The 24,028-nt window shown below is 68.3% G+C and carries 18 protein-coding genes; 7 read left to right on the top strand and 11 right to left on the bottom strand.

Translation table 11 applies throughout. The annotated features are described in order from the left end of the window. Positions 1 to 31: 31 nt before the first annotated feature. The 8 genes from FBZ87_RS03640 to FBZ87_RS03610 form a co-directional block, all read right to left on the bottom strand. Positions 32 to 2,482, bottom strand: coding sequence for an ABC transporter permease (locus tag FBZ87_RS03640; RefSeq protein ID WP_145608963.1), 2,451 nt, complete (start codon positions 2,480 to 2,482; stop codon positions 32 to 34). Positions 2,483 to 2,494: 12 nt separating this feature from the next. Continuing rightward, complete coding sequence (locus FBZ87_RS03635; protein ID WP_145608962.1) at positions 2,495 to 4,942, bottom strand: ABC transporter permease; 2,448 nt, start codon at positions 4,940 to 4,942, stop codon at positions 2,495 to 2,497. Between the two features lie 44 nt (positions 4,943 to 4,986). Continuing rightward, on the bottom strand, positions 4,987 to 7,461 hold the full coding sequence (locus FBZ87_RS03630; RefSeq protein WP_145608961.1) for an ABC transporter permease: 2,475 nt from the start codon (positions 7,459 to 7,461) through the stop codon (positions 4,987 to 4,989). Positions 7,462 to 7,473: 12 nt separating this feature from the next. Then, positions 7,474 to 9,954: an ABC transporter permease gene (locus FBZ87_RS03625; RefSeq protein WP_145608960.1), complete on the bottom strand. Its 2,481-nt coding sequence runs from the start codon at positions 9,952 to 9,954 to the stop codon at positions 7,474 to 7,476. Between the two features lie 64 nt (positions 9,955 to 10,018). Continuing rightward, entirely contained in the window at positions 10,019 to 10,699 is a 681-nt protein-coding gene (locus FBZ87_RS03620) for an ABC transporter ATP-binding protein (protein ID WP_199902739.1), read from the bottom strand. A gap of 53 nt (positions 10,700 to 10,752) precedes the next feature. Next, positions 10,753 to 12,129, bottom strand: coding sequence for an efflux RND transporter periplasmic adaptor subunit (locus FBZ87_RS03615; protein WP_145608959.1), 1,377 nt, complete (start codon positions 12,127 to 12,129; stop codon positions 10,753 to 10,755). Further along, positions 12,129 to 12,287 carry a hypothetical protein gene (locus FBZ87_RS29080; protein WP_157999591.1) on the bottom strand — a complete coding sequence of 53 codons (159 nt, stop codon included), beginning with the start codon at positions 12,285 to 12,287 and terminating at the stop codon, positions 12,129 to 12,131. The genes FBZ87_RS03615 and FBZ87_RS29080 overlap by 1 nt, the downstream gene beginning before the upstream one ends. A 304-nt stretch (positions 12,288 to 12,591) precedes the next feature. Further along, on the bottom strand, positions 12,592 to 14,283 hold the full coding sequence (locus FBZ87_RS03610; RefSeq protein WP_145608958.1) for a methyl-accepting chemotaxis protein: 1,692 nt from the start codon (positions 14,281 to 14,283) through the stop codon (positions 12,592 to 12,594). A 219-nt stretch (positions 14,284 to 14,502) separates the two neighbouring features. Here FBZ87_RS03610 and FBZ87_RS03605 point away from each other — a divergent pair, with 219 nt between their 5' ends. The 4 genes from FBZ87_RS03605 (at position 14,503) to FBZ87_RS03590 (ending at position 18,877) form a co-directional block, all read left to right on the top strand. Next, the gene (locus tag FBZ87_RS03605) at positions 14,503 to 15,219 is read left to right on the top strand and encodes a 2OG-Fe(II) oxygenase (RefSeq protein ID WP_145608957.1); all 717 of its coding nucleotides are present in this window, start codon (positions 14,503 to 14,505) and stop codon (positions 15,217 to 15,219) included. Next, positions 15,219 to 15,950: a 2OG-Fe(II) oxygenase gene (locus FBZ87_RS03600; protein WP_338424087.1), complete on the top strand. Its 732-nt coding sequence runs from the start codon at positions 15,219 to 15,221 to the stop codon at positions 15,948 to 15,950. The genes FBZ87_RS03605 and FBZ87_RS03600 overlap by 1 nt, the downstream gene beginning before the upstream one ends. Positions 15,951 to 16,046: 96 nt before the next feature. Further along, positions 16,047 to 18,365: an ATP-binding protein gene (locus FBZ87_RS03595; protein WP_145608956.1), complete on the top strand. Its 2,319-nt coding sequence runs from the start codon at positions 16,047 to 16,049 to the stop codon at positions 18,363 to 18,365. A gap of 149 nt (positions 18,366 to 18,514) precedes the next feature. After that, entirely contained in the window at positions 18,515 to 18,877 is a 363-nt protein-coding gene (locus FBZ87_RS03590) for a hypothetical protein (protein WP_145608955.1), read from the top strand. A gap of 53 nt (positions 18,878 to 18,930) precedes the next feature. Here the strand turns inward: FBZ87_RS03590 and FBZ87_RS03585 are convergent, their stop codons facing one another. Further along, positions 18,931 to 19,446, bottom strand: a complete 516-nt coding sequence (locus tag FBZ87_RS03585; protein WP_145608954.1) for a DUF6491 family protein — start codon at positions 19,444 to 19,446, stop codon at positions 18,931 to 18,933. 221 nt (positions 19,447 to 19,667) lie between these two features. On the opposite strand from FBZ87_RS03585, the gene fliG reads away from it, so the two are divergent. Both fliG and FBZ87_RS03575 read left to right on the top strand, forming a co-directional pair. Continuing rightward, positions 19,668 to 20,690, top strand: coding sequence for a flagellar motor switch protein FliG (fliG, locus tag FBZ87_RS03580; RefSeq protein WP_004271656.1), 1,023 nt, complete (start codon positions 19,668 to 19,670; stop codon positions 20,688 to 20,690). Positions 20,691 to 20,821: 131 nt separating this feature from the next. Then, on the top strand, positions 20,822 to 21,484 hold the full coding sequence (locus FBZ87_RS03575; protein WP_145609099.1) for a DsbA family oxidoreductase: 663 nt from the start codon (positions 20,822 to 20,824) through the stop codon (positions 21,482 to 21,484). Between the two features lie 9 nt (positions 21,485 to 21,493). Here FBZ87_RS03575 and FBZ87_RS03570 read toward each other — a convergent pair whose 3' ends face one another. Together FBZ87_RS03570 and FBZ87_RS03565 are read right to left on the bottom strand one after the other, a co-directional pair. Then, on the bottom strand, positions 21,494 to 22,390 hold the full coding sequence (locus FBZ87_RS03570; protein WP_145608953.1) for a bifunctional helix-turn-helix transcriptional regulator/GNAT family N-acetyltransferase: 897 nt from the start codon (positions 22,388 to 22,390) through the stop codon (positions 21,494 to 21,496). A 150-nt stretch (positions 22,391 to 22,540) separates the two neighbouring features. After that, positions 22,541 to 22,969: a hypothetical protein gene (locus FBZ87_RS03565; protein WP_145608952.1), complete on the bottom strand. Its 429-nt coding sequence runs from the start codon at positions 22,967 to 22,969 to the stop codon at positions 22,541 to 22,543. A 268-nt stretch (positions 22,970 to 23,237) separates the two neighbouring features. Between FBZ87_RS03565 and FBZ87_RS03560 the strand changes: the two genes are divergently transcribed. Continuing rightward, complete coding sequence (locus tag FBZ87_RS03560) at positions 23,238 to 24,020, top strand: fimbrial biogenesis chaperone (RefSeq protein ID WP_145608951.1); 783 nt, start codon at positions 23,238 to 23,240, stop codon at positions 24,018 to 24,020. Positions 24,021 to 24,028 lie beyond the last annotated feature (8 nt).

Raw genomic sequence — 24,028 nt, 5'->3', positions numbered from 1 at the left:
CGCCGACGGGCATGGCGCCTATTCGGTCATCTTATTCGTACCGCAGCGCCGTGACCGGCTTCGCCGCCGCCACCCGGGCGGCATGGCCCGCCACCGTGGCCCAGGCGACCAGCAGGGCGGCCAGGCTGGCCAAAGCGAAAACCAGCGGATTGAGGTCGATGCGATAGACATAGCCGCCCAGCCACCAGCCCATCAGCATCCACGCCACGGGCCAGGCGATCAGGTTGGCCACCAGCACCGGCTTGCTGAATTGCCAGACCAGCAGTCGCACGACATCGGTCACGGTGGCGCCCAGCACCTTGCGGATGCCGATCTCCTTGGTCCGCCGCTCCGCCGTGAAGGCCGTCAGGCCGAACAGGCCCAGACAGGCGATCAGGATGGCGAGGCCGCAGAACAGGGCCAGAAGATCCCCCTGCCGCGCCTCGTCCGCATAGACTTGGCGGATATGATCATCCAGGAATTCACGTGTCAGCGGCAGGTCGGGGAACAGCCGGCGCCACGTGTCGTCGATGGCGGCCAGGGTGGCGGCGTCAGCGTTGGGCGCAAGACGTGCCAGCATAATGGACCGGTCGTCATGCATGGCCAGGTAAATCGTGGGCTCGAAGCCGGAGCGGGCGCTGTCGAACTGCACGTCGTCCACCACGCCGATGATGGTCAGCGCGGTGCCGCCGCCATACATCACCGTGTGTCCCACGGCCTGTTCCGCCGTGGCCAGGCCCAGGCGCCGCACCGCCGTGGTCGACAGTATGGCGGGAATGGTGACGCCGCCACCACCCGCCCGCAGGGCGGCATGGCTGGTGATGTCGCCAGGACGCGCCGGATCGAACAGGCGTCCCGCCCGCAAGGGCACGCCCAGGGCCTGCAGATAGTCTGCGTCCACCGGCTCGGTGCGGATCAGCAGGTCGGGCAATCCCTCCGGCGCATCCGGCAGGCGGTAATTGTTGGTCCATTCGCTGCGGTCACTGGGCACATTGGCGGCCGCACCGACAGCGGCGATGCCCGGGATGCGCAGCAGCGCCTGGCGCAGGACGTCGATGCCGGCCAATCCCGCCGGCCGGTCAAATCCACGCAACACCACCGCCCCCTCCGCCCGAAAGCCAAGGTTCTGCGTGCTGGCATAGCGGGTCTGCTGGCCGATGACGATCGTGGCGATGCCCAGCACGATGGCCACCGTGAACTGCAGCATCACCAGGGCGGCGCGCAACCGGCCGCCGCCGGTGGCCCGGCTTTCCCGCAACAGGTCGGTGGGCCGGGGCCGCGATAGGGCGTAGGCGGGATAGAGGCCACCCACGAGACCCACGATCAGCACCAGCGGCGAGATGGCCGTCAGCAGCCAGGCGCCGGACAGGAAGCCCGCGTCCAACCGCACGTTCAGAAGGTTGAGGAACCGGGGCATGGCCAGTTCTACCAACGCCAGCCCCAACAGGCCGGCCACCAGGGCCAGCAGCATCGATTCCAACAGAAACTGCGCCACCAGCTGACCGCGCCGCCCGCCCAGGGTCTTGCGGATGGCGACCTCACGCGCCCGCAGCGAGGACCGGGCGGTCGACAGGTTCACGAAATTGACGATGGCGATGGCCAGCACCAGGCCGGCGACGCCCACGAACCCCGCAAGCGTGACGGGAGATGTGCCCCTGCCCTCGATCGGCTCGGTGTGCATGGCGGTCAGCGGCTGCAGCTCCAGGGTTTCCACCAGGCCCGGCGCCACGGCCTGCATTCCTTCGCGGTGGGCTGCCAGCAGGGCCGGGAAGCGCGGCGCCAGGGCCGCCGGAGCCACACCCGGCCGCAGCATCACGAAAGTTTGAAGGAACTCGTCCCGCCACCGGGTGTCCTTTTCGGCGAACAAGGGGTCCCAGCCGTCCTGGAACTTGGTGGCGATGTTGGTCCAAATCTGGGTGGGCATGTCGCGGCTGAACAGGGTGTTGGATGGCAGATCCCGCACCACGCCCGTCACCATCAGTCCAGCGCCCGACGTCAGGGTCAGGGTGCGGCCCAAGACCTCCGTCGTCCCGAAATAGCGGCGTGCCTGCCCCTCCGTCAGGACCACAGTGCCAGGTCCGGCCAGCGCCGTGGCCGGGTCGCCCGCCAGGAAGGGAAAGTCGAAAAGGCGGAAGAAAGGCGCATCCACCAGCGCGATGCGGTCCTCCACAGGCGCGCCCTTGTCGCGCAGCACCACGGCATGGCGCACCACCCGCACCATGGCCTCCACCTCGGGCAGGTCCGCCGCCAGGACGGGCCCCAGGGGCTTCGCCGTCACCGTCATGCGGCTGGGCTCATGGCCGGGCAGGTATTGCGCCGGAAGCACGCGGAAAATGCGGCCGGCATCGCGATAAAAGCCGTCGAAGTGCGTCTCATGCCAGACGAACAGCGCCATCATGGCCGCCGTGGCGATGCCCAGCGCCAGGCCCGCCACGTTCAGGGCGGCGTAAAGCCGCTGGCGCACGAGCACACGAAACGCGACACGCAGATAGTTCAGCAGCATGGGGCGGGCATCCTATTCGTAACGCAGGGCGCGCACCGGTTTGGCGGCGGCCACCCGGGCGGCGTGGCCGGCCACCGTCACCCAGGCGATCAACAGCGCCACCAGGCCGGCGATGACGAAGACCAGGGGATCGCGATCGACACGGTAGACGAATTCGCCCAGCCAGCGGCCGGCCAGCACCCAGGCCACCGGCCAGGCAACCAGCGTCGCCACGACCACCGGCTTGCTGAACTGCCAGACGAGCAGGCGCACGATGTCGGGCACGGTGGCGCCCAGCACCTTGCGCAGTCCGATCTCCTTCGTCCGCCGCTCTGCGGTGAAGGCCGCCAGCCCGAACAAGCCTAAGCAGGCGATGAGAATGGCGAGGCCGGAGAACAGGCCCAGCAGCTGGCCCTGGTGCGCTGTGGCGGCGTAGGTGTCGCGGATGTGGTCGTCCAGGAATTCCCGCTTCAGCGGCAGGTCGGGGTAGAGGCGGCGCCAGGTGTCGTCGATGGCGGCCCAGGTGCCAACCCCGCCGCCGGCGGCCACCCGCACCGCCATGACGTCCATGAACCGAGGTTCGATCAGGTAGAGGGTCGGCTCCAGCACCGACTTGGCGCTGTCGAACTGCACGTCGTCCACCACGCCGATGACGGTCAAGGCCGTGTGGTCGCCATAGATCACCGTGCGGCCCAGGGCCTGTTCCGGAGTGCCCAGACCCAGGCGTGTCACGGCCAGGGTGGACAGCACAACGCTGTCACCCTGGGGTGCCTCCTCATCCTCCGGCGCGTCGGGTCGGGTGACTTGGCCGTCCATGGGGTGGGCCTGGTCGAACAGCCGGCCGGCCAGAACCTTCATGCCCACGGCTTCCATGTAGCCGAAGTCCACCCCCTCGGTGCGCAGCTGCAGTTCCTTCTCCTTGGGCGTATCGGGCAGGCGGTAGGAGGAGAAGCGATCGGCACCGTCGCCCGGCATCCAGAGGCTGCCGCCCGCCGCTATCACGCCCGGGATGCGCAGCAGCGCCTCACGCAAGGCCTGCTGGTGGGCATGGCCGGCCGGCGTGTCCAATCCGCGCAGCAGCACCACGTTTTCCGGCATGAAGCCCAGGCGCTGAGTGCTGGCGTAGCGCGTCTGCTGCAGCATGACGACGGTGGAGATGCCCAGCACGATGGCGGCGGCGAACTGGGCCACCACCAGGATGGCGCGCAACCGCCCGCCGCCGGCCGCCATGGGCCCGCCCTTCAGCAGATCGCCCGGCCGGGGCCGCGACAGGACCAGCGCCGGGTAAAGGCCGCCGGCCAAGCCCACCACAGCCACCAGGGGCAGCGACACCGCCGCGATCCACAGGCCGGATATGAAGTGCGCATCCATGCGCAGGTCCAGCAGCGCCAGGAAGCGGGGCATGGCCAGTTCCACCAGCACCAGGGCCAGGGCGCCGGAGATGAGGGCCAGCAGCACCGATTCCGTCAGGAACTGCATCACCAGCATGCCGCGCCGCCCGCCCAGCGTCTTGCGGATGGCCACCTCGCGCGCGCGCAAGGAGGAGCGGGCGGTGGACAGGTTGATGAAGTTGATGACCGCGATCCCCAGCACCAGCGCCCCCACGCCCAGGAAGGTGACCAGCAGGCTGAGAGGCACGCCGTCGTCACTGATGCCCTCGACATGCACCCGGGTCAGCGGCTGCAGGTCCAGGGTCGCGCTGGGCTTGCCCGTGGCCGTGTCCAGGTACTCCGTCATGCGGGCCGCCAGGAAGCCGGGGAAGCGTGCCACCAGGGACGCCGGCTCCACCCCCGGCTTCAGCAGCAGGTAGGTGCGCAGGAAGCTGTGGTGCCACTGGGTGTCGGCCGCGGCGAAGGGCTCATCCCAGCCGTCGTTGAGACGGGTGGCGATGTTGGCCAGCATTTCCATATGGAAGACGGTGTTGGACGGCAGGTCACGGATGATGCCCGCCACTGTCAGCGTCACGCCCGAGGTCAGGGTGACGGCGCGGCCCAGGATGTCGACGCTGGAAAACAGCTTGCGCGCCGTCGTTTCCGTCAGGACCACGGTACCGGGTTGGCTGATGGCCGTGGCGGGATCGCCCGCCAGGAAGGGCCAATCGAACAGGCGGAAATAGTCCGCGTCGGCCAGGGTAAGGTGCACCTCGAACACGGCGCTGTCGCGACGCACGGCCACGGCATGGTTCACCACCCGCACCACGGCCTCCGCCTCCGGGAAATCGCGCGCCAGGGCCGGGCCCATGGGCTTGGCCTGTGCCGCCACGGTCACGGCGGCGCCGCTGGGCGTGTGGAAGGTGCGGATCAGGCGATGGATGCGGTCCGCGTGGGAAAAGAAGCCGTCATAGTGCATCTCATGCCAGACGAAGAGGCTGATCATGGCCGCCGTGGCCATGCCCAGCGCCAGGCCGGCGATGTTCAGGGCGGTGTAGAGGCGCTGGCGCACCAGGACCCGCACGGCGACCTTCAGGAAATTGCCGAACATTGCCCCCTCCTTTCCTTTTCTTCCCTCCGTCAGCGGCCGCCCCTTTATTCGTACCGCAGCGCATCCACCGGCTTGGCCGCCGCCACGCGGGCGGCATGGCCTGCCACCGTCACCCAGGCGATGACCAGCGCCGCCAGCCCGGGCACGGCGAAGACCAGCGGGTTCAGCGCGATGCGGTAGGCGTAGCCCTGCAGCCAGCGGCTGAGCCCCAGCCAGGCCAGCGGCCAGGCGATCAGGTTGGCCACCATGACCGGCTTGCTGAACTGCCAGACCAGCAGGCGAACGATGTCGGTGACGCCGGCGCCCAGCACCTTGCGCAACCCGATCTCCTTCGTCCGGCGCTGTGCGGTGAAGGCGGCGAGGCCGAACAGGCCCAGGCAGGCAATCAGGATGGCGAGGCCGGTGAAGCCCGCCAACAGGGTCCCCTGGCGCATTTCGCCCGTGTAGGCGTCGCGGATATGGTCGTCCAGGAACTCCCGGTTCGCGGGGATGGTGGGGAAGGTGTCCTTCCACAGCTGGTCGATGGCGGCCAGCGTGGCGGCCCCGGCGGCGGGTGTCAGGCGGACGGCCATGACGTCCAGGCCGCGTTCGTCCAGCAGGAAGGCGGTGGGCTGCAGTTCCGTCCGGGCGCTGTTGAACTGCAAGTCGTCCACCACGCCGATGATGGTCAGCGGGTAGTCGACGTCATAGATCACCTGGCGGCCCACCGCCTCCTCCGCCGTGTGAAAGCCCAGGCGCTGGGCGGCGCGCCACGACAGCACCACCGTGCGGCCCAGGGGGTCGGTGGGGCGCACATTGTTGATGCCCTCACCCGGGGCCGCCGCCGGATCGCGCAGCGCGTCCGCCGTGGCGGCACGGTCGAACAGGCGGCCGGCCAGCAGCCGCACGCCCATGGCCTGCAGATAATCGTGCCCGATGAATTCACTGCGGAAGACGATGGTGCCGTCGTCCACCGTGCCGGGCACATGGTAGTTGTCGGTGCTGTCTGACCCGTCGGCGGGGGCATGGAAGCTGGCGCCCGCCTGGGCCACGCCCGGGATGCGCAGCAGCGCCTGGCGGAAGCTTTCAATGTGGGCGCGCGCCTCAGGCTGGTGCAACTCGCGCACCAGCAGCACGCCTTCGGCGTTGAAGCCCAGCTGCTGGCTGCTGACGTAGCGCGTCTGCTGGAAGATGACGATGGTGGAGATGGCCAGCAGGATGGCGGCGCTGAACTGCGCCACCACCAGCAGGGTGCGCACCGCTGATCCGCCCGACGACACCGTTCCGCCTTTCAACAGGACCGAGGCGGTGGGCCGTGACAGGACCAGCGCCGGGTAGAGGCCGGCCAGGCCGCCCACCGCCAGCACACCCACCAGTTCCGCCACCAGCAGCCAGGGGCTGTAGAGGTAGCCCCGGTCGAACCGGATGCCCAGCGCGGACACGAAGGTGGGCATGAGCATTTCCAGCAGGACGTACCCCAGCACCGCCGCCACCAGGGTCAGCAGCACCGATTCCACGATGAATTGCCCGATCAGCATGCCGCGCGGCGCGCCCAGCGCCTTGCGCACCGCCACCTCACGCACCCTGAGGGAGGACCGCGCGGTCGACAGGTTGACGAAGTTGACGATGGCGATGCCCAACACCACGGCGGCCACGGCCAGCAGGCCGTGCAGCACGCCCAGCAGGTTGGCGCTGACCCCGGTGGGATCGGTGTGGATGTGAGTGAGGCCGGTCAGCACCAGGGCCTTGGCCGGCTTGTTGGTGCCGGTCGACAGATAGTTGGGGTCGCGCGCCGCCAGGAAGGCGGGGAAGCGCGCCGTCAGCGCCGCCGGGTCGGTGCCGGGCTTCACCAGGATGTAGGTCCGGATGAAGTTGGTGTTCCAGGTCGTGTCCATGCGGGTGAACCAGCCGTCGAAATTCTCGCCCAGCCGGGTCCCGATGTTGGTCAGCATGGCATCACGCCGCAGGTGGGTATTGGTCGGCAGGTCGCGGATGACGCCGCTGACCGTCAGGCTGATGCCGTTGGTCAGCGTCAGCGTGCGGCCCAGGATGTCCACACCATTGAAATACTTCCGCGCCAGGCTTTCCGGCAGCACGACGGTGCCGGGGGCGGCCAGCGCCGTGCCGGGGTCGCCGGCGATGAAGGGCAGGTCGAACAGCCGGAAGAAGTCGCCGTCCACCACCTGCATCCGCTCGCGAAAGGCGTTGCCGTCGCGCGAAACCACCACCGACTCGCTGTGGACACGCACCATGGCCTCGACTTCGGGGAAATCCTGCTTCAGCATCGGACCCAGGGGCTTGGCCGTGGAATCGTAGGTGATGGGCATGCGGCCGGGCACGAATTCCGTCTTGTCGACGCGGTAGATCTGGCCAGCCTTGCTGAAGAAGCCGTCGTAGTGCGTCTCATGCCAGACATAGAGGCCCAGCATGCTGGCGGCGGCGATGCCGATGGCGAGGCCCGCCACGTTCAGCAGGGTGTACAGCCGATCACGCACCAGGATGCGCACCGCCACCCGCAGGAAATTACCCAGCATCTTCATGGCGAGGACTCCTTATTCATAGCGCAAGGCGACGACGGGTTTGGTGGCCGCCACCCGGGCGGCGTGCAGCCCCACCGTGGCCCAGGCGACCACCAGGGCCGACAGGCCGGACGCCACGAACAGTAGAGGGTTGAGGGAAACGCGATCGGCGAAGCCGTCCAGCCAGTGGCGCATGGCGACCCATGCGATCGGCCAGGCGATGACGTTGGCCACCAGCACGGGCTTGGAGAACTGCCAGACCAGCAGGCGCACGATGTCGGTGACGCCGGCGCCCAGCACCTTGCGCAGCCCGATCTCCTTGGTCCGCCGCTCGGCGGTGAAGGAGGCGAGGCCGAACAGGCCCAGGGCGGCGATGACGATGGCCAGCCCCGAGAAGGCGGCGAACAGCTGGCCGGTCTTGGTCTCGCGCTCATAGACGCTTTGCAGCTGGGCATCCAGGAAGACGCGCGGAACGGGCCGGTCCGGCACCAGCTGGCGCCAGCTGCGGTCGATCAGGTCCAACGCGCCCGCCATCTCCCCCGCCTTCACCCGGATCAACAGCTGGCTGTAGTTCTTGGGCGTCACCAGGAACATCTGCGGCGCGACGGCGGTGTGGACGCTGCCCTGGTGGAAGTCTTCCACCACGCCCACCACCGTGATCTCGACCCCCGCCTCACCCTCCTTGCCGGGCAGCATCAGCGGCTGGCCCAGAGCCGCTTCGGGCGAGGCGTAGCCCAGGCGCCGCACGGCCGACTGGTTCAGGACCACACCGCCATGGCGCAGCTTCTGCGGATTGGCCGGGTCGGCCGGAGGAATGGTGTCGGCTGGATGGTCACGATCGAAGACGCGGCCGGCCACCAGCCGAACGTCGAGGGTGACGAAATAGTACGGGTCCACGGCGTCGCGGCGCAGCACCAACGCCCCGTCATCGGCCGGTGCCCCAGGATGGTTCACGCCCGTGTTGTTCTCCGTGCCGCTGCCGGGATAGGACTCGGCCAGTGCTGCGGAGGCGATGCGCGGGTCCTGCCGCAGGGCGTCGCGCAGCGTCTCCGCCTTCCGCTGCAGGTCCGGGCCGTACAGATCGGTCAGGACGACGACGTTCTCCTTGTTGAAGCCCAGCGCCCGGCCCTGGGCATAGGCCAGCTGGCCATAGACCACGCCCGTCGCCACCATCAGGCCGATGGAAATGGCGAACTGCGCCACCACCAGGACCACGCGCAGGCGGCCACCCGCCCCGCTGCCGCCGCTGTTGCCCTTCAGCACCGGTCCCGGCTGAAAGGCGGACAGGAAGACGGCGGGATAAAGGCCGCCGACGCCGCCCACCGCCAGCAGCAGGGCCGCCAGGCAGCCCAGTACCCGCGCGTCGCGCAGATAGTTGAAGGCGAGCGACGGCTTGCCCAGGAAGGCAGCGAAGGATGGCAGCAGCACCTCCACCAGCGCCACCGCCAGGATCAGCGCCAGGCCGGTCAGCAGGATGGATTCGCCCAGGAACTGCGCCATGATCTGGCCGCGGCTGGCACCCACCACCTTGCGCAACGCCACCTCGCGCGCCCGCAAGGAGGCCCGCGCCGTCGCCAGGTTCATGAAGTTGATGCAGGCGATGGCCAACACCAGCACGGCGACGGCGGTGAAGATGCCGACCTCCAGCGGGCTGGTCCCCTCCACCATGGCGTTGCGCACCGGATGCAGATGGGCCTGCGTCAGCGGCACCAGGAAGAATTTGAACACCTCGCCCAGGTGAACCTCACCCGTGCTGGTGCGGATGGGCGGGATGGCGGCGCCGAAGGCGGGAAGGCCGGCCCGGATGGCGTCGGCGCCGGCCTGCGGGTCGACCTCCGGCTTCAGCTTCACAAAGGTCAGGGTCATCAGCCCTCCCCAGTGGTCCCGCAGGTAGTCCGGGGTCTGGTTGGCCTGGCTGTCCATGGGCAGCAGCAGGGCGAAGGCGAACTGGGTGTTGGCCGGCAGGTCGCGCATGACGCCCGTCACCCGCAACGGATGCCCGTCCACCAGCAGAGTCCGGCCCAGCGCGTCGGCGTCGCCGAAATACTTGGCGGCAGTCTTGCGCGTCAGCACCACGGAATTGGGGTCGTCCAGCGCCGTGGCGCGGTCGCCGGCCAGGAAGGGCCAGTCGAACAGTCGGAAGAAGCTGGTGTCGGCCACGGCCACCTGTTCGCTGAACAGCGTTTCATCCCGCTTGAGGCTGGATGTCTGGGGCAGGATGCGGGCCATTTCGGCCACCTGCCGGGGGAAAGCCTGCTTCAGCGCAGGCCCCACAGGCATGGGCAGCGCCGCCCCATCCTCCGGCGCGCGGCCGGGCAGGGTGGCGGTGACCAGCACCTGCTGGATGCGGTCGGCATCGGTGACGTCGCGGTCATAGGTCAGTTCGTTATGGACGAACAGGCCGATCAGGATGGCCGCCGCCAGGCCCAGCGCCAACCCCGCCACTGTGATGGCGGAATAGAGCCTGTGCTTGATCAGCGTGCGCAGCGCCACGGTCAGGTAGTTGGCGAACATGGGGCAGCATTCCCCCTTTGCGGCGAAGGGCGGCGGCAGGAACGGGCGGGACGGAAGCGGAGCGTCAGGCGGCGCGCAGGTTTTCCGCCACCACCTGGCCGTCGAACAGGTTGATGATGCGCCGGGCGTACTGGGCGTGGGGCATGGAGTGGGTGACCATGACGATGGTCGTGCCCTCGCCGTTCAGTTCGGTCAGCATGTTCATGACCTCTTCGCCATTGGCGCTGTCCAGGTTGCCCGTGGGCTCGTCCGCCAGCAGCATGCGGGGGCGCGAGACGACGGCGCGGGCGATGGCCACGCGCTGCTGCTGGCCGCCCGACAGCTGCTGCGGCAAGTGGCTTTCACGGTGGGCGATGTTGACCTTGGCCAGCGCCTCCTTCACCCGCTCCTTCCGCTCGCGCGCCGGGATGTCGTGGTAGAGCAGCGCCAGCTCCACGTTCTCGAACACCGTCAGCTCATCGATCAGGTTGAAGCTCTGGAAGATGAAGCCGATGTTCTTCTTGCGGATGTCGGCCAGCTTACGCTCGCCATAGCCGGCCACATCCTCATCCCCGAACCAGTATTGGCCGCTGCTGGGGTTGTCCAGCATGCCCACGATGTTCAGCAACGAGGACTTGCCGCAGCCCGACGGACCCATGATGGCCACGAACTCGCCCTGCTTGATGTGGATGTTCACCTGGTTCAGGGCCGTGGTCTCCACCTCTTCCGTGCGGTAGACCTTGGTCAGATCGACTAGCTTCAGCATCCTTGCCATCCCCGTCTTATGACAACAAATTCAAAGATCGTTTCGCGAACGGATCAATTCAGTTCGATGCGGTCCATGCGGGCCAGGTCGCCATAGGAGGAGACGATGACCCGGTCGCCCGCCGCCAGCCCGTCGCGCACCTCGATCATCTGGGCGTTGCGCCGGCCCAGATGCACGCGCCGCTTTTCGGCATAGGCGCCACCCGGCTGTACCACGAAGATCCAGTCGCCGCCCGTGTCCTGGTAGAAGCCGCCGTTAGGGATCAGCAGCGCGGTGGTGGCCGCGCCCAGCTTCAGGCGCATCTGCAGGGTCTGGCCGCTGCGGATATCCTGCGGTGCCGCTCCCAAGAATTCCAGATCCACCTGGAACTGGCCGTCGCGAACCTGCGGATAAATCTTGGCGACCTTCAGCTTGTACTCCCCGGCACCGATGGCGGCCTCCGCCGTCTGGCCCAATTCCAGGCGCGACAGGTAGAACTCGTCCATCTGGGCCTGGACCTTGAAGCCGTCGTCGCGGTCGATGCGGCCCAGGCGCTCACCCTTCTGCTTGGTCTGGCCGATCTCCACGTCCAGCACGGTGATCTGGCCGTCCACCGGCGCCCGCACCACCAGGCTGTCCAGGTTCTTGCGCGCCATGGCCAGGTTCTCCTCCAGCCGGCGGGTGCTGTCCTGCATCTCGGTGTACTGGCTGGCGCGCATCTTGTCGGTGGTGCGCATGGTCTCCAGCGTCAGGTCGCGCCGGCGCTCATACCATTTGATCTGATCGCGGATGATGTCGATGTCGCGTTGCGAAGACGCACCCGTCTTGATCAGCGCCGTCTTGCGCTCCAGGTCCTTGGACAGCCAGGACACATTGTAGTCGCACTCCGCCAACTCACGCTGGTTGCTGATGCGGTTGGTTTCCAGCTGCAGTTCGGTGTCGTGCAGGCGGTTGATCTGTTCCATCACCTGCGCCTCACGCGAGATGATGTCCAGCTGCAGCTGGGTGTTCGACAGCTCCACCAGCGGCTGGCCGGCCTTCACCTTCTGGCCCACCTCCACCAGCTTCTTCTCCACCCGGCCGCCTTCGATGCTGTCGAGGTAGACGCTGTTCAGCGGTTCCACCGCGCCGCGCACGGGGATGAAATCCTCGAACGTGCCCTGGGACACGGTGGCCACGGTCAGGCGGGACTCCGCCACACGAACGGTCTGGCCTCCCTGGGTCTGGGTCAGGACGACCGCCCCGCCGGTCAGCGCCAGCAGCGCCACGCCCGCCGCCCAGGCGCGCCTGTCGGTGCGGGCGCGGTGCACCCAACCCTTCCAGCCCTTGGGCTTCTCCACCCGGCGGTCCATGCCAATGCCCATGCCGCCGGTGCCACCCACGCCCGTCCCCTTGACGATGTGGACACCACCAACGGAACCTTCCGCGCTGGAGGAACCCGGCGCGCCCATCACAGCGCCCCCAGGCAGCGGATGGCCACCACCAGCAGGGCGCTCACCAGCCACAGGTCCGGATTGACCGACAGCAGCGCATCCTCGACCCGCTCGATCAGCGACCGGGTGTCAGCGACCTCTTGCATATCCATCAGGATGTCGTTCCGGACCATCATAACCCCACTTCCTTTTCAGTCGGACAGGGCGGGCCGGGAAGGGCCACCCCGCCAGCATCCCATCACAAGGCGGACGCTGCGGGCTTCCAATGGCAAAGGGTATGCCAGATCCAGACTCGTTTATTTATCAATGGATTGAACGTGAATTCCCCGCGTCCGTTTGCGAACAGTGTCCGGATGCGGACACCCCTTGCCGCTTGAATCCGGACTCTCCACCGAAACGGACAGGCCAAATGGGCGGGCCAGACGGGCGGGATGGAACCACCCATCGACAGTCCTGCCCCGCTTCAGGCCCGATTGAACGTCACGCCGCGCGGATGCCGGTGAGGAAGGCCTCGATCTCGCGCTTCAGGGTGGCGGCTTGGCCGGAGAGGGAGCCGGCGGCGGACAGCACCTCGCCGGCCGCAGCGCCCGCCTGGCCGGCGGCACGGGTGACATGCACCACGCTGCTGGTCACCTCCTGCGTGCCCACCGCCGCCTGGGCGACGCTACGGCTGATCTCGGTGGTGGTGGCGTTCTGCTGTTCCACGGCCGAGGCGATGGTGGTGGTGATTTCCGAAATGTCGCCGATGGTGGCGGCGATGGCCTGGATGGCGTCCACCGCCCCGCCCGTGGCCGTCTGGATGGCGGCGATCTGGCCGGAAATCTCCTCCGTGGCCTTGGCGGTCTGGTTGGCCAGGCTCTTCACCTCGCCCGCCACGACGGCGAAGCCCTTGCCGGCCTCACCCGCCCGGGCCGCCTCGATGGTGGCGTTCAGCGCCAGCAGGTTGGTCTGCCCGGCGATGTCCTGGATCATCTGCACCACGGCGCCGATGCGGGTGGCAGCCTCGGCCAAGCCCTGCATGGTCTGGTTGGTGATGCGGGCGTCATCCACGGCGCGCGACGCCACCTGGGACGAGCGCACCACCTGCCGCCCGATCTCGGCGATGGAGCTGGTCATCTCCTCCGTCGCCGCCGCCACGGTCTGCACATTGGCCGAGGTCTGCTCCGCCGCGGCGGACGACACGGTCGCCTGCTCCCGCGTCTCGTTGGCCATGCTGTTCATGGTGCCGGCGGCGCCGTGCAGACGGTCGGCGGAGGTCGAGACATTGTCCAGCACGACGGCGACGGCATGGTCGAAGTCCATGATCAGCCGCTCCACCACCTGGGTGCGGCGCATGCGCTGTTCCTGCGCCGCCATCTGTTCCAGGGCCAGCATCTCCGCCCGCTGGGCGTTCTGTTTGAACACCTCCAGCGAGCGGGCCAGCGAGCCCACCTCGTCCTTGCGGTCCGTGCCCTCCACGATGATGTCCTGGTCGCCGCCGGCCAGGCGTTCCATGGTGTGCGCCATGCGCACCAGCGGACGCGCCACCAGGCGCTGCACGATCAGCCACAGCACGGTGACGGCAGCACCCAGGCCGATGGCGCTGGCCACAACCAGCAGCATGACGGCACGGCGGCCCTGTTCCGCCGCCGCCGCCTTGCCGGCCACCAGCTCGCCATCCGTCATCTTGACCTGCAGGGCGATGGCGGCGGCGGCGGCCTTGCGGGCGGTACGGCCTTCCTTGGCCGAGAAGTCGTAAGCCTGGTCCAGTTCCTGGCGCAGGCCCATGGGCGCCACGATGTCCGACACCTCGGCCCGGCGCTTCACCGCCTTGACCATATCCTCCGTCAGCTGGCGGTCGGCGGCGGTGTCCACCTGGGCCAAGCGCAGGTTGGCGAGGTCCACGGCCTGGGCGAAGTAGTCGTGCCGCTGCTTGTCGAAGCCGGCGCGGGCCTCGGCGTTGCGCTCCAGCAGCAGGTTCTTCTCGGCGATCGTGCCCTCATTCATGGCGTTGGCCAGCTGCATCACCGTCTGCCGGCGCAGGGCCAGCACGTCGACCAACTGGTCCGCCTGGCGGTTCAGCGTGGTCATCGCCGCCCCGGCATAGAGAATGAGGCCGCAGACCACGATCAACAGCATGCCCAGCGGTATGGCCATCTTGCGGGTCAAGGCCAGATCGGAAATCCAACGCATCGCCACCACTCCCGAAATCGCAAAGGGCGAACCCCGTACGGGGCGTCCCCTCGCTGCCGGCATTCTCCATGATGAGTCTGGTGGATTCCGTTAACGTGGGCGACATATGCGGAGGGATATGGCCTTGACCTGGATCAACGCCCCGCCGGCGGGACAGGTGGAAAAGGGGGCATCGCCAGGGGGTCCGTCCCGGCTGGCTCCTCTCAAGGTTTCCAATCCATGCCCGCCCTTTCCTCCCCCGCCCCGTCCGTGGCCCCAGTGCCGCCGGCCAATCGGACGGACGGTGTCCTGAACCTGGATGGTCTGCGCGCCCTGCGCCCGGCCATGGAGCCGTTTCCCCACCTGGTGATGACCGGCTTCATCGCTCCCGTCGTGGCCGTCACCGCCCGCCATGACTTTCCCGACAGCCCCCATGGCGGCCTGGTGCCGGCCCCATCGCGCGCGGAGCTGGAGCGGGGCGACCTGGACGGCTTCACCCGCCTGCTGGCCGCCTTGACAGCGCCGGAGACGACGCAGGCCTTCGCCGAGACCTTCGGCCTGGACCTGGACCCCGATGCCCTGATGGTGACGGTGCGCAGCCGCTGCGTGCCCAAGGACGGGCGCATCCACACCGACAGCGTCACCAAGCGCCTGACGGCGCTGCTGTACCTGAACGACACCTGGACGGCGCCGGGCGGCCGCCTGCGCCTGCTGCGCAGCGCCGACGATATGGAGGACATGCTGGCCGAGGTGCTGCCCTTGGACGGCACGCTGGTGGCGTTCCGTCGCACCGACAATTCCTTCCACGGCCACAAGCCGCACGACGGCGTGAGACGCTACATCATGTTGAATTGGATGGTGGATGCCGGCACCGCCCGGCGCGAGACCCTGCGCCACGGCGTCACCGCCGGCCTGAAGCGCCTGGGCAGCGCCTTCTCCGGCAAGGGGGAGATGTGATGAGCTTTCCAGCACCCCACCTTGGCGCCCCGCATCCTCGCGCCGACACGCCTGCCTTCGACCCGCAGGCCTTCGATGCCGCCACCGGCCGCCATGTGCGCGCCTGCCTGGACGCGGCGGACCGGGACGATCGTCCATACCGCCACTGGTATCTCAACAGCGTCTTCCCGTCCGCCGTGGCGGAGGCGCTGGCCACCCTGCCCTTCGCGGCGCCGGAGATCGACGATACCCGGGGCCGGCGGGAGACGCACAACTCCACCCGCACCTTCCTGTCGACCGACAACCAGCTGCTATATCCGGTGTGCGGCGCCGTGGCGGCCGCCTTCCAGGCGCCTGAGACGGTGGCCACCCTGGCGCGCCAGTTCGGCGTGGATCTCGGCGGATCATCGCTGCGCATCGAATATTGCCTGGACCGCGAGGGGTTCTGGCTGGAGCCGCATACCGACATCGGCGCCAAGCTGTTCACCATGCTGGTCTACCTCAGCACCGGGCCGGACGCGGAAAACCTCGGCACCGACATCATGGACGGGCCCGAGGGCGGCCATGCCGGCCGGGCGTCGGGCCGCTTCAACACCGGGTTGGTGTTCATTCCCGGCAGCGACACCTGGCACGGCTTCGCCCGACGCCCCTTCCAGGGCATCCGCCGCACCATCATCATCAACTATGTGAAGCCGGAGTGGCGGGCGCGGCACGAACTGGCCTTTCCCACCGAGCCTGTCGGCCTACCCTGAGTTCAACTAAAAGGATAGGCTGCAACGCCATTGGAGATTGCGTAAACCGGACCATATGATCGGGCCTGGCGTGGACTGAGGGACGCAAGGGCGGTCGTGACGGTCAATTCCGACATCGGGGCGCCGCGGGTGGCGGAGGCGGAGCTGCCGCGGGCGCCCTCCACCATCGCGGCCCTGCGCCTGCAGATGCTGGCCGCCGTGCTGATCCCCCTGGCCCTGCTGGCCGCGGCGGGGTTGGAAAGCCGCAGGGACATCGTCGCACAAGCCGGCGACCGGGTGGAGCGCATCGCCGCCGCGGTGGACGAACACGCCCAAAAGGTGATCGAGAGCGACCGGCTGATCCTGGACCGGGTGCGCGACCTCGACCCCGCCCATCTCGTCCTCGCCCGCCCCCGGGACGCGAATCAGGTGGGTGCCGCCCTGGCCGGCATGGTGGCCGGCATTCCCCAAATCCAGGCGCTGTGGCTGTGGGATGCACAGGGCCGCCCCCTGGCCGTCAGCCGCCACACCGCCGCCGCCGGCAGGCCCGACATCACCGACAGCCCCGCCTACGGTCAGTTGCGCGCCGGCCAGACGGAGATGCTGATTCCCCCGTCCGACAGCCTGGCAGCCACCAGCGGAACATCGGGCGATCAGCGCGTCTTCAGCCTGGCCCGCCGCCTAAGCCACCCCGACGGCAGCCTGGCCGGCATCGCCGCCGTTTCCATGTCGCTGGCCTATTTCGACGATTTCTACCGGCGGGTGACGCAAGACGACCCGGCGACGACCGTCCTGCTGGTCAACCGCGAGGGCATGATCATGGCGGGCCGCCCAGTCGCGATGGACGGGGCGCAGGTCGATCCCATCTGTCCCGGCCTTCACGCGGCCTGGCGCGCCGGCTGGCCCGCCGCTGGGCCCGCCACTGGGCCCGCCGCTGGCGCCGAGGGCGCCCCGGATGCCGGTTCCCGGGACGCCAGTCCGCCGGATGCCGGCGCCGCGAGTGAGGGGCAACAGCGGCTGACGGCCTGCCGACTTATCGCCAACGCGCCGCTGACAGTGATGGTGGGCGTGGACCGGGCCCAGCTGGACCGCCAATGGCACCGGCGCCTGGGATGGCTGGCGCTGCTGGCCCTGCCGGTCATGGGTGCGCTGTGCGCCACCACGCTGCTGGCCATGCGCCGCGCCCGGCGGGAAAGGCTGGCGGCCCAGGCCCTGCGCGCGGCGGAGACCCGACGGGAGCAGGCGGAGGGCGCGCTGCTGCGCACCCAGCGGCTGCAGGCGCTGGACCAGATCACGGGAGGCATCATCCACGACTTCGCCAACCTGCTGATGACCGTGCGCAGCGGGGCGGAGGTGCTGTGCCGCCGCCCGCACACCGAACCCCAGCGCGAGGTGTTGGACGCCATGCTGCAGGCGATCGCCTGGGGGGAGCGGCTGACCCACAATCTGCGCACCTTCAGCCGCCGGCCCCGCCTGCACCTGGATCTGGTGCGGCTGTCGGACATGGCCGGCGACATCGCCGATCTGCTGCGCCCGGCGCTGCGCGGCGACATCCGCCTGGAAACGGCGCTGCCGCCCAGCCTGTGGCCCCTGCGCGTGGACAGGACGGAGTTCGACCTGGCGCTGCTGAACATGGCGGTCAACGCCCGCGACGCCATGCCCCGGGGCGGCGTGCTGCGCCTGGCGGCCGCCAATGTCCACATCGATCCCGCCAGCCACGAAAGCGACCGTACCGGCGGCCTGATGGGCGACTTCGTACGCCTGACGGTCTGCGACACGGGGTCGGGCATTCCGCCGGACATCCTGGACCGGGTCTTCGACCCCTTCTTCACCACCAAGCGGGACGGCAAGTCCACGGGCCTGGGGCTGGCTCAGGTGCACGGCCTGGCCCGCCAGTCCGGCGGCGCGGCGCTGGCCGACAGCCTGAACGCGGCCGTCCCGAACAGCGCCGCGGCCGGCACCACCATCACCCTCTACCTTCCCCGGGCCGAAGAGGACGCCGCCACCGCCACGGGTACCGGCACCGTCCCGGCCAAAGGCGTTGCGGCCAACGGCGTTCCAGAGGTCGCCGGCAACGGACGTCAGATCCTGTTGGTGGAGGACAATCCGACGGTGGCCAAGGTCATGCGGGACATGGTGGAGGCATTGGGCTTCCGCGTGCTGGCGGCCACGACGGCCGACGCCGCCCAGTCGCTGCTGGCCGACCGGCCGGACATCTCGCTGATGGTGAGTGACATTGTGCTGCCCGGGGGGCGCAACGGCCTGGAACTGGCCCAGGCCGTGCGCCACCTGCACCCCGGCCTGCCCGTCCTGCTGGTCAGCGGCTATGGCGACCGCGTGGCGGAGGCGGAGAGCCTGGGCTTCGCCATCGTGCCCAAACCCCTGGACAGCACCCAGCTGCGGCAGGCGATATCCCGCTGTCTGGGCGCCCGGTAGCGTACGCCGCCCCGGAAGCAGGACTACCCCGATAAGAACGGCGTCACCCCTCCCCCATCGCGCCGGGTTTCATGAAACGCCCGTCGCTGCTATATCTGGGGGGCAGACCAGCCGCCGACAGTTGACGCCGGCGCGAATGGAGGACGGGTGTGACCAGACACGAGGAACGGGTTTTCCGCTCCGCCAAGCCGAAAACGGACCTGGCGACCTTGCGCAATCAGTTGCAGCGCCTGAAGGGCGACCTGGAACAATATCTGGCCCGCAATCGCAGCAGCCCGATGATCGCCCCCCTGAAGGAGCGTATCCGCGAACTGGAAGGCACCATCGCCGCCGCCGAGGAGCGCAGCGCGCGTCCGCGGTCGTCCGGCTGGACTGGTTCCATCGACGGCGCCGCCGCCCAGCGGGCCGAGGCGCCGCCACGCAGCCATGGCGGCCCCGCCGGGGGCGACCGCTTCCCCCCGCGCCGCCGCGCCGCACCGGGTTCGGCCGCCGACAGCGACAGCGAAGAGTAAACGTCAGGGATCGTGGGGCCGGGCCTTATGCCCGTGCCCCGCTGTCTTCGGCCTCAGGCGCCGGTCGCTCCTGGCTTCGGAGCATCCTGGGGCGCCGCATCCTTCGCCGCACCATCCCCATCCCTGTCATGGTCCCCGCCCTTGCCCTTCGGGTCCGGCGGCACGGCGATGATCTCCCGCACCGGCACGCGCAGGTGCAGGGGCTCGCCGATGATCTCGATATCCATGGGGGAGCAGACCCAATCCGACCCGCCGGGTTTGGTCACGATGGCCAACTGCAGACGGGTGGACAGGTCGGGCTGCGGCATGAACAGCTTCAAGTCATAACGCTTGTTGACGCCCACGCGGATACGCACCGTGTAGGGGTCGATGCTGTTCCAGCCATCGATGTCACGGGTGAAGAAGCAGGCCGGCTGCGCCGCCATGGGCTGAGCGCCGGGCGCCTCATTCGCCCGGGCTACGGCTCCCCCGGCGGGGCCGTTCTTGGTGGCCGCGTCCGGCGGAGCGGACTGGCAACCCGCCAAGGCCAAAGCCATCACCGCCCATATCTGCACGTACCGCTTGGTCATCGTCCTACTCCCGAATTGCCGTGGAAACGGCCCTGGAAGGCCCCGGTTCCACACCCCTTATACGGGGGAGTCCCGGCCGGACCCGCTTGCGACAAAAATTCTATCCTGCCGCCGGGGCCGGGTGTACTTTCCCTAGTGGTTCAGGGACCGTGGCATGACTAAAGCCCGGCCCTTACGGAACAATCCGGCAGCATCATCCGCCGGACAGGAGACGACGATACATGGCGATCCGGGTACGTGAAGATTACCGGGGTCTGACGGGGCCGGAAAAGGCCGCCGTGCTGATGCTGGCGCTGGGCGAGGAGCATGCCAGCCGCCTGTTCGCCCTGATGGCGGAAGACGAGATCAAGGAACTGTCCCAGACCATGGCCAACCTGGGCTCGGTCAGTTCCAACATCGTGGAGCGCCTGTTCGTCGAGTTCGCGGAGCAGATCAGTTCCACCGGCTCCCTGGTCGGTACCTTCGACAGCACCGAACGCCTGCTGATGAAGGTTCTGCCTAAGGAGAAGGTCGACACCATCATGGAAGAGATCCGCGGTCCCGCGGGTCGTACCATGTGGGACAAGCTGGCCAACGTGAACGAGCAGGTGCTGGCCAACTACCTGAAGAACGAATACCCGCAGACCGTCGCCGTCATCCTGACCAAGATCAAGGCCGACCATGCCGGCCGCGTGCTGCAGCTGCTGCCCGAAAGCTTCGCCATGGAAGTCATCATGCGCATGCTGCGCATGGAATCGGTGCAGAAGGAAGTGGTGGACGACATCGAGCGCACGCTGCGCACCGAGTTCATGTCCAACCTGGCGCGCACCAACCGCCGCGACGCGCATGAGATGATGGCGGAAATTTTCAACAGCCTGGACCGCAGCACGGAAAGCCGCTTCATCGCAGCACTGGAGGAGCGCAACCGCGACAGTGCGGAGCGCATCCGGGCCCTGATGTTCACCTTCGAGGATCTGGGCAAGCTGGACCCGTCCGGCGTGCAGTCGCTGCTGCGCTCCGTCGACAAGGCCAAGCTGGCGACCGCGCTGAAGGGCGCCTCGGAAACCCTGAAGGACCTGTTCTTCACCAACATGTCCGAGCGCGCCGCCAAGATCATGCGCGAGGACATGGCCGCCATGGGCCCGGTGCGCCTGCGCGATGTGGACGAGGCACAGATGTACATGGTGCAGCTGGCCAAGGACATGGCCGCCCGCGGCGAAATCGTCATCGCCTCCGGCAAGGGTGACGACGAGCTGGTGTATTAGGGTTGTCGCTTGGGCCTGAACGGCGGAAGTCTCTGCTTCATACCGTTGCTGTGATGGGGACCACGGCATAGCGACCCTGACTGATGCAGGGTGCCCGCCTCAGCCCCCGTCTGCCGGAAAGCCTGTCCCCCATGTCCAAGCATCTCAGCATCGACTTCGTTTCCGACGTTTCCTGCCCCTGGTGCGTCATCGGGCTGAAGGGTCTGCAGGCGGCGCTGGCGCGGCTGGAGGGGGAGGTTGAGGCCGACATCCACTTCCAGCCGTTCGAGCTGAACCCCCAGATGGGGGCGGCGGGCCAGGACCTGGATGAGCACATCAGCCAGAAGTACGGCTCCACCCTCGACCAGATGGCCCAGACGCGGGAGATGATCCGCGCCCGCGCGGCGGCCGTCGGCTTCACCATGTCGGCCACTGGCGCCAATGGCGGCAAGCGCCGCATCTACAACACCTTCGACGCCCACCGCCTGCTGCACTGGGCCGAAACCCAGGGGTCCGAGCACCAGTTGGCCCTGAAGCTGGCCCTGTTTGAGGCCTACTTCACCCGGGGGGAGGATCCGTCCGACACCGGCGTGCTGCTGGCAGCCGTAGCCCAGGCCGGCCTGGATGTAGAGGAGGCCCGCGTTCTCCTGGCCGGAGACCGCTATGCCGCCGAGGTGCGCGAGGCGGAACAGCTGTGGCTGTCACGCGGCATCCAGTCGGTGCCCGCCGTGATCGTCAACGGCCGCTACCTCATCTCCGGCGGCCAGCCGCCCGACGCCTATGAGAATGCCCTGAAGAAGATCGCCGCGTCCTGACCAGCCGGGTCAGCGGGCGGACTGCAGTCCCCGCTTCTCGAACCAGTGCTGGGCATAGGGATTGTCGTTGTACGGCGGAATCTCGCCATAGCCATTGCGGGCGTAGAGCTTGCGCGCCTCGGTAAGGCTGCCGTTCGTGTCCAGCCGCAGCACGTCCACGCCGGCGGCGGCCGCGCGCTCCTCCAGCGCTCGCAGAAGGCGCTGGGCGACACCCAGGCCACGGACGGGGGGCGCCACCCACATGCGCTTGATCTCGCCGTAGCCATCCCCCTGGATTTTCAGGGCCCCGCACCCCACGGCCGCCCCGTCCAGCCGCGCGACCAGGAACCAGCCCGACGGCGGCACCAGGTCCCCAGGCTCCGCTGGGGCGCTGCGCGCCGGATCGAAGCCGGTGTCGAAACGCGCCGCCAACTCCTGGAAATACGCCTGGAGGCAAGCCTGAGCCTCGTCGCTGAAAGGGTCGGCCGGCTGGATGGCCACGGCCGACGCCCGCAGGAACCGCTCCACCTCTGCCATGGCGTCCAGCAAACGCTGGCGCTGCGAGGGGCCCAGCGGTTCCAGCAGTGCTGCCGCCCGGTCCCGTGACCGCTGGTCCAGCATGTCCCACTCCCGCTCGCCCTTGGGCGTCAGGGTGACCCGCCGCACCCGCGCGTCCCGCGCGTCGGGTTCCAATCTCGTCAGCCCTTCTGCCTCGAAGGTCCGCAGCAGCCGGCTGATATAGCCCGAGTCCAGGCCCAGGCGGGCGCGCAGCTCGCGCACCGTCGTCCCTTCCCGGCCAATCTCGAACAGCAGGCGGGCCTCTCCCAGCGGGCGGCCGCTGCCCAGGTAGTTGCCGTCCAGCACACCGATGCGGTGGGTGACCGCCCGGTTGAAACGGCGCACGCGGGAGAGTTGGTCGTCGTCCATATCTCTGACTTTAGTCAGACAATATTCCGACGTCAATCATCCCCGCCGGATAACAAACGGCCCGGCAGTTTTCCCACCGGGCCGATGCCTCAGCCGCCTTATTAGTCCGCCGCCTTCGGCCCTCTTATTCACCCGCCGCCTTCGGCCCTCTTATTCACCCGCCGCCTTCGGCGGCTGGGCAAACTGGATCAGGTAATTGGCGTAGTCGGCGACCTTCAGCTTGAAGTCCAGGCTTTCGTTGCCGGCCATGGCGCGGGCCACGATCAGGTGGTTGCCCACCGTGGTGGGCGTCAGCTTGTAGACGCCGGCAGCCCCCCTCAGGCGGGGGTAGTAGTTGGGGTCAACGGGCTTTTCCTTGGCGGACAGGCGTTCCAGCGCCTCTTCCTCCGTCCAGTCGCCGACCTCGACCTTCTTCACCAGGGTCCAGTCCTTTTCCGCCGCCCAGCCGGCGGCCAGCGCCGCGGCCACGGCATCGGCGCCGCCCTCGACCACGCCCACCTTGAAGATGTTCTTGGGCAGGCCGACATCGGACGCCCATTTCGACAGGTTGGCACTGCGCGCGACGAACAGGGTGGCCATGATGGAAACCGGTCTGTTGTTGAAAGGCGATCCCCTGGTCTACCCCAGGGCGCCTGCGGAGACCAGATTTAGCCGCCCCCAATCGCGACACTTTCGGAATTCGCGCAAACGGGTCACGGAAGCGGATGCAACGCCGCCCGCATGTGGGTATGGTGAGGCCGCAAACGCCGGGGGCGGCGTTCAAGTAGACCCATACACCGTTATTTAACACCTGCGGCCGCATTCACACGCGCTGTACTAAAACGCTACAAGAGTCGGGCGATCATCCATGTCGGCACTTCACCGGTTCCGTTTCTTCCGCTTCACGCGGGTCCTGGCCACGACCCTGGCGGGCGCCCTGATGCTGTTCACCGGGCTGCTGTCCACCGGCGCGCTGGCCTCGTTCCGCCTGATCCCCATAGAGATGGACATGGAGCCCAGCGGGCGCGGCGCCACCCAGATCTTCCGGGTGGAGAATGACGGCAAGGACCCCGTGGCCATCGACGTCAAGGTCATGGCGCGCGGCATGGACCAAGATGGCCAGGATGTCCTGACCGACGCGGAAGACAGCTTCGCCATCGTGCCCGAGCAGATCATCCTGCAGCCCGGCGAAAACCAGTCCATCCGCGTGCAATGGTCGGACGATCCCAAGCCGGTCAAGGAACTGCCTTTCCGCCTGGTGGCCGAACAGCTGCCCATCGACCTGGGCGGCACGCCCGTGCAGGGCGGGCAGGTGAAGCTGCTGGTGAAGTACGTCGCCTCGCTCTACGTCGTGCCGGAAGGGGCCAAGCCCAAGCTGACCGTGGTGTCGGCCGGGCCCAAGCCCGCCGCGGCACCGGCCACCGGTACCGTCATGGAAGTGGTGGTGCGCAACGACGGCACCTCGCGCCAGGTCATGCGCGACCTGGAGGTGACCGCCCAGGTGAACGGCAAGACCGTCACCCTGCGCAAGGAGCAGCTGACGGGCATGGTCGGTGAAAACGTCCTTGCCGGGGTCACCCGCCGTTTCCATATCCCCTGGCCGGCGGATCTGCCCCAGGGCCCCGCCACAGTGACCCTGTCGGTGCCCTGATACGAGGA

It is taken from the genome of Nitrospirillum amazonense (genome assembly GCF_007828035.1).
Taxonomy (GTDB): domain Bacteria; phylum Pseudomonadota; class Alphaproteobacteria; order Azospirillales; family Azospirillaceae; genus Nitrospirillum; species Nitrospirillum amazonense.
Note: the sequence above shows the minus strand (reverse complement) of the source record. Positions and strands in the feature narration are given on the sequence as shown.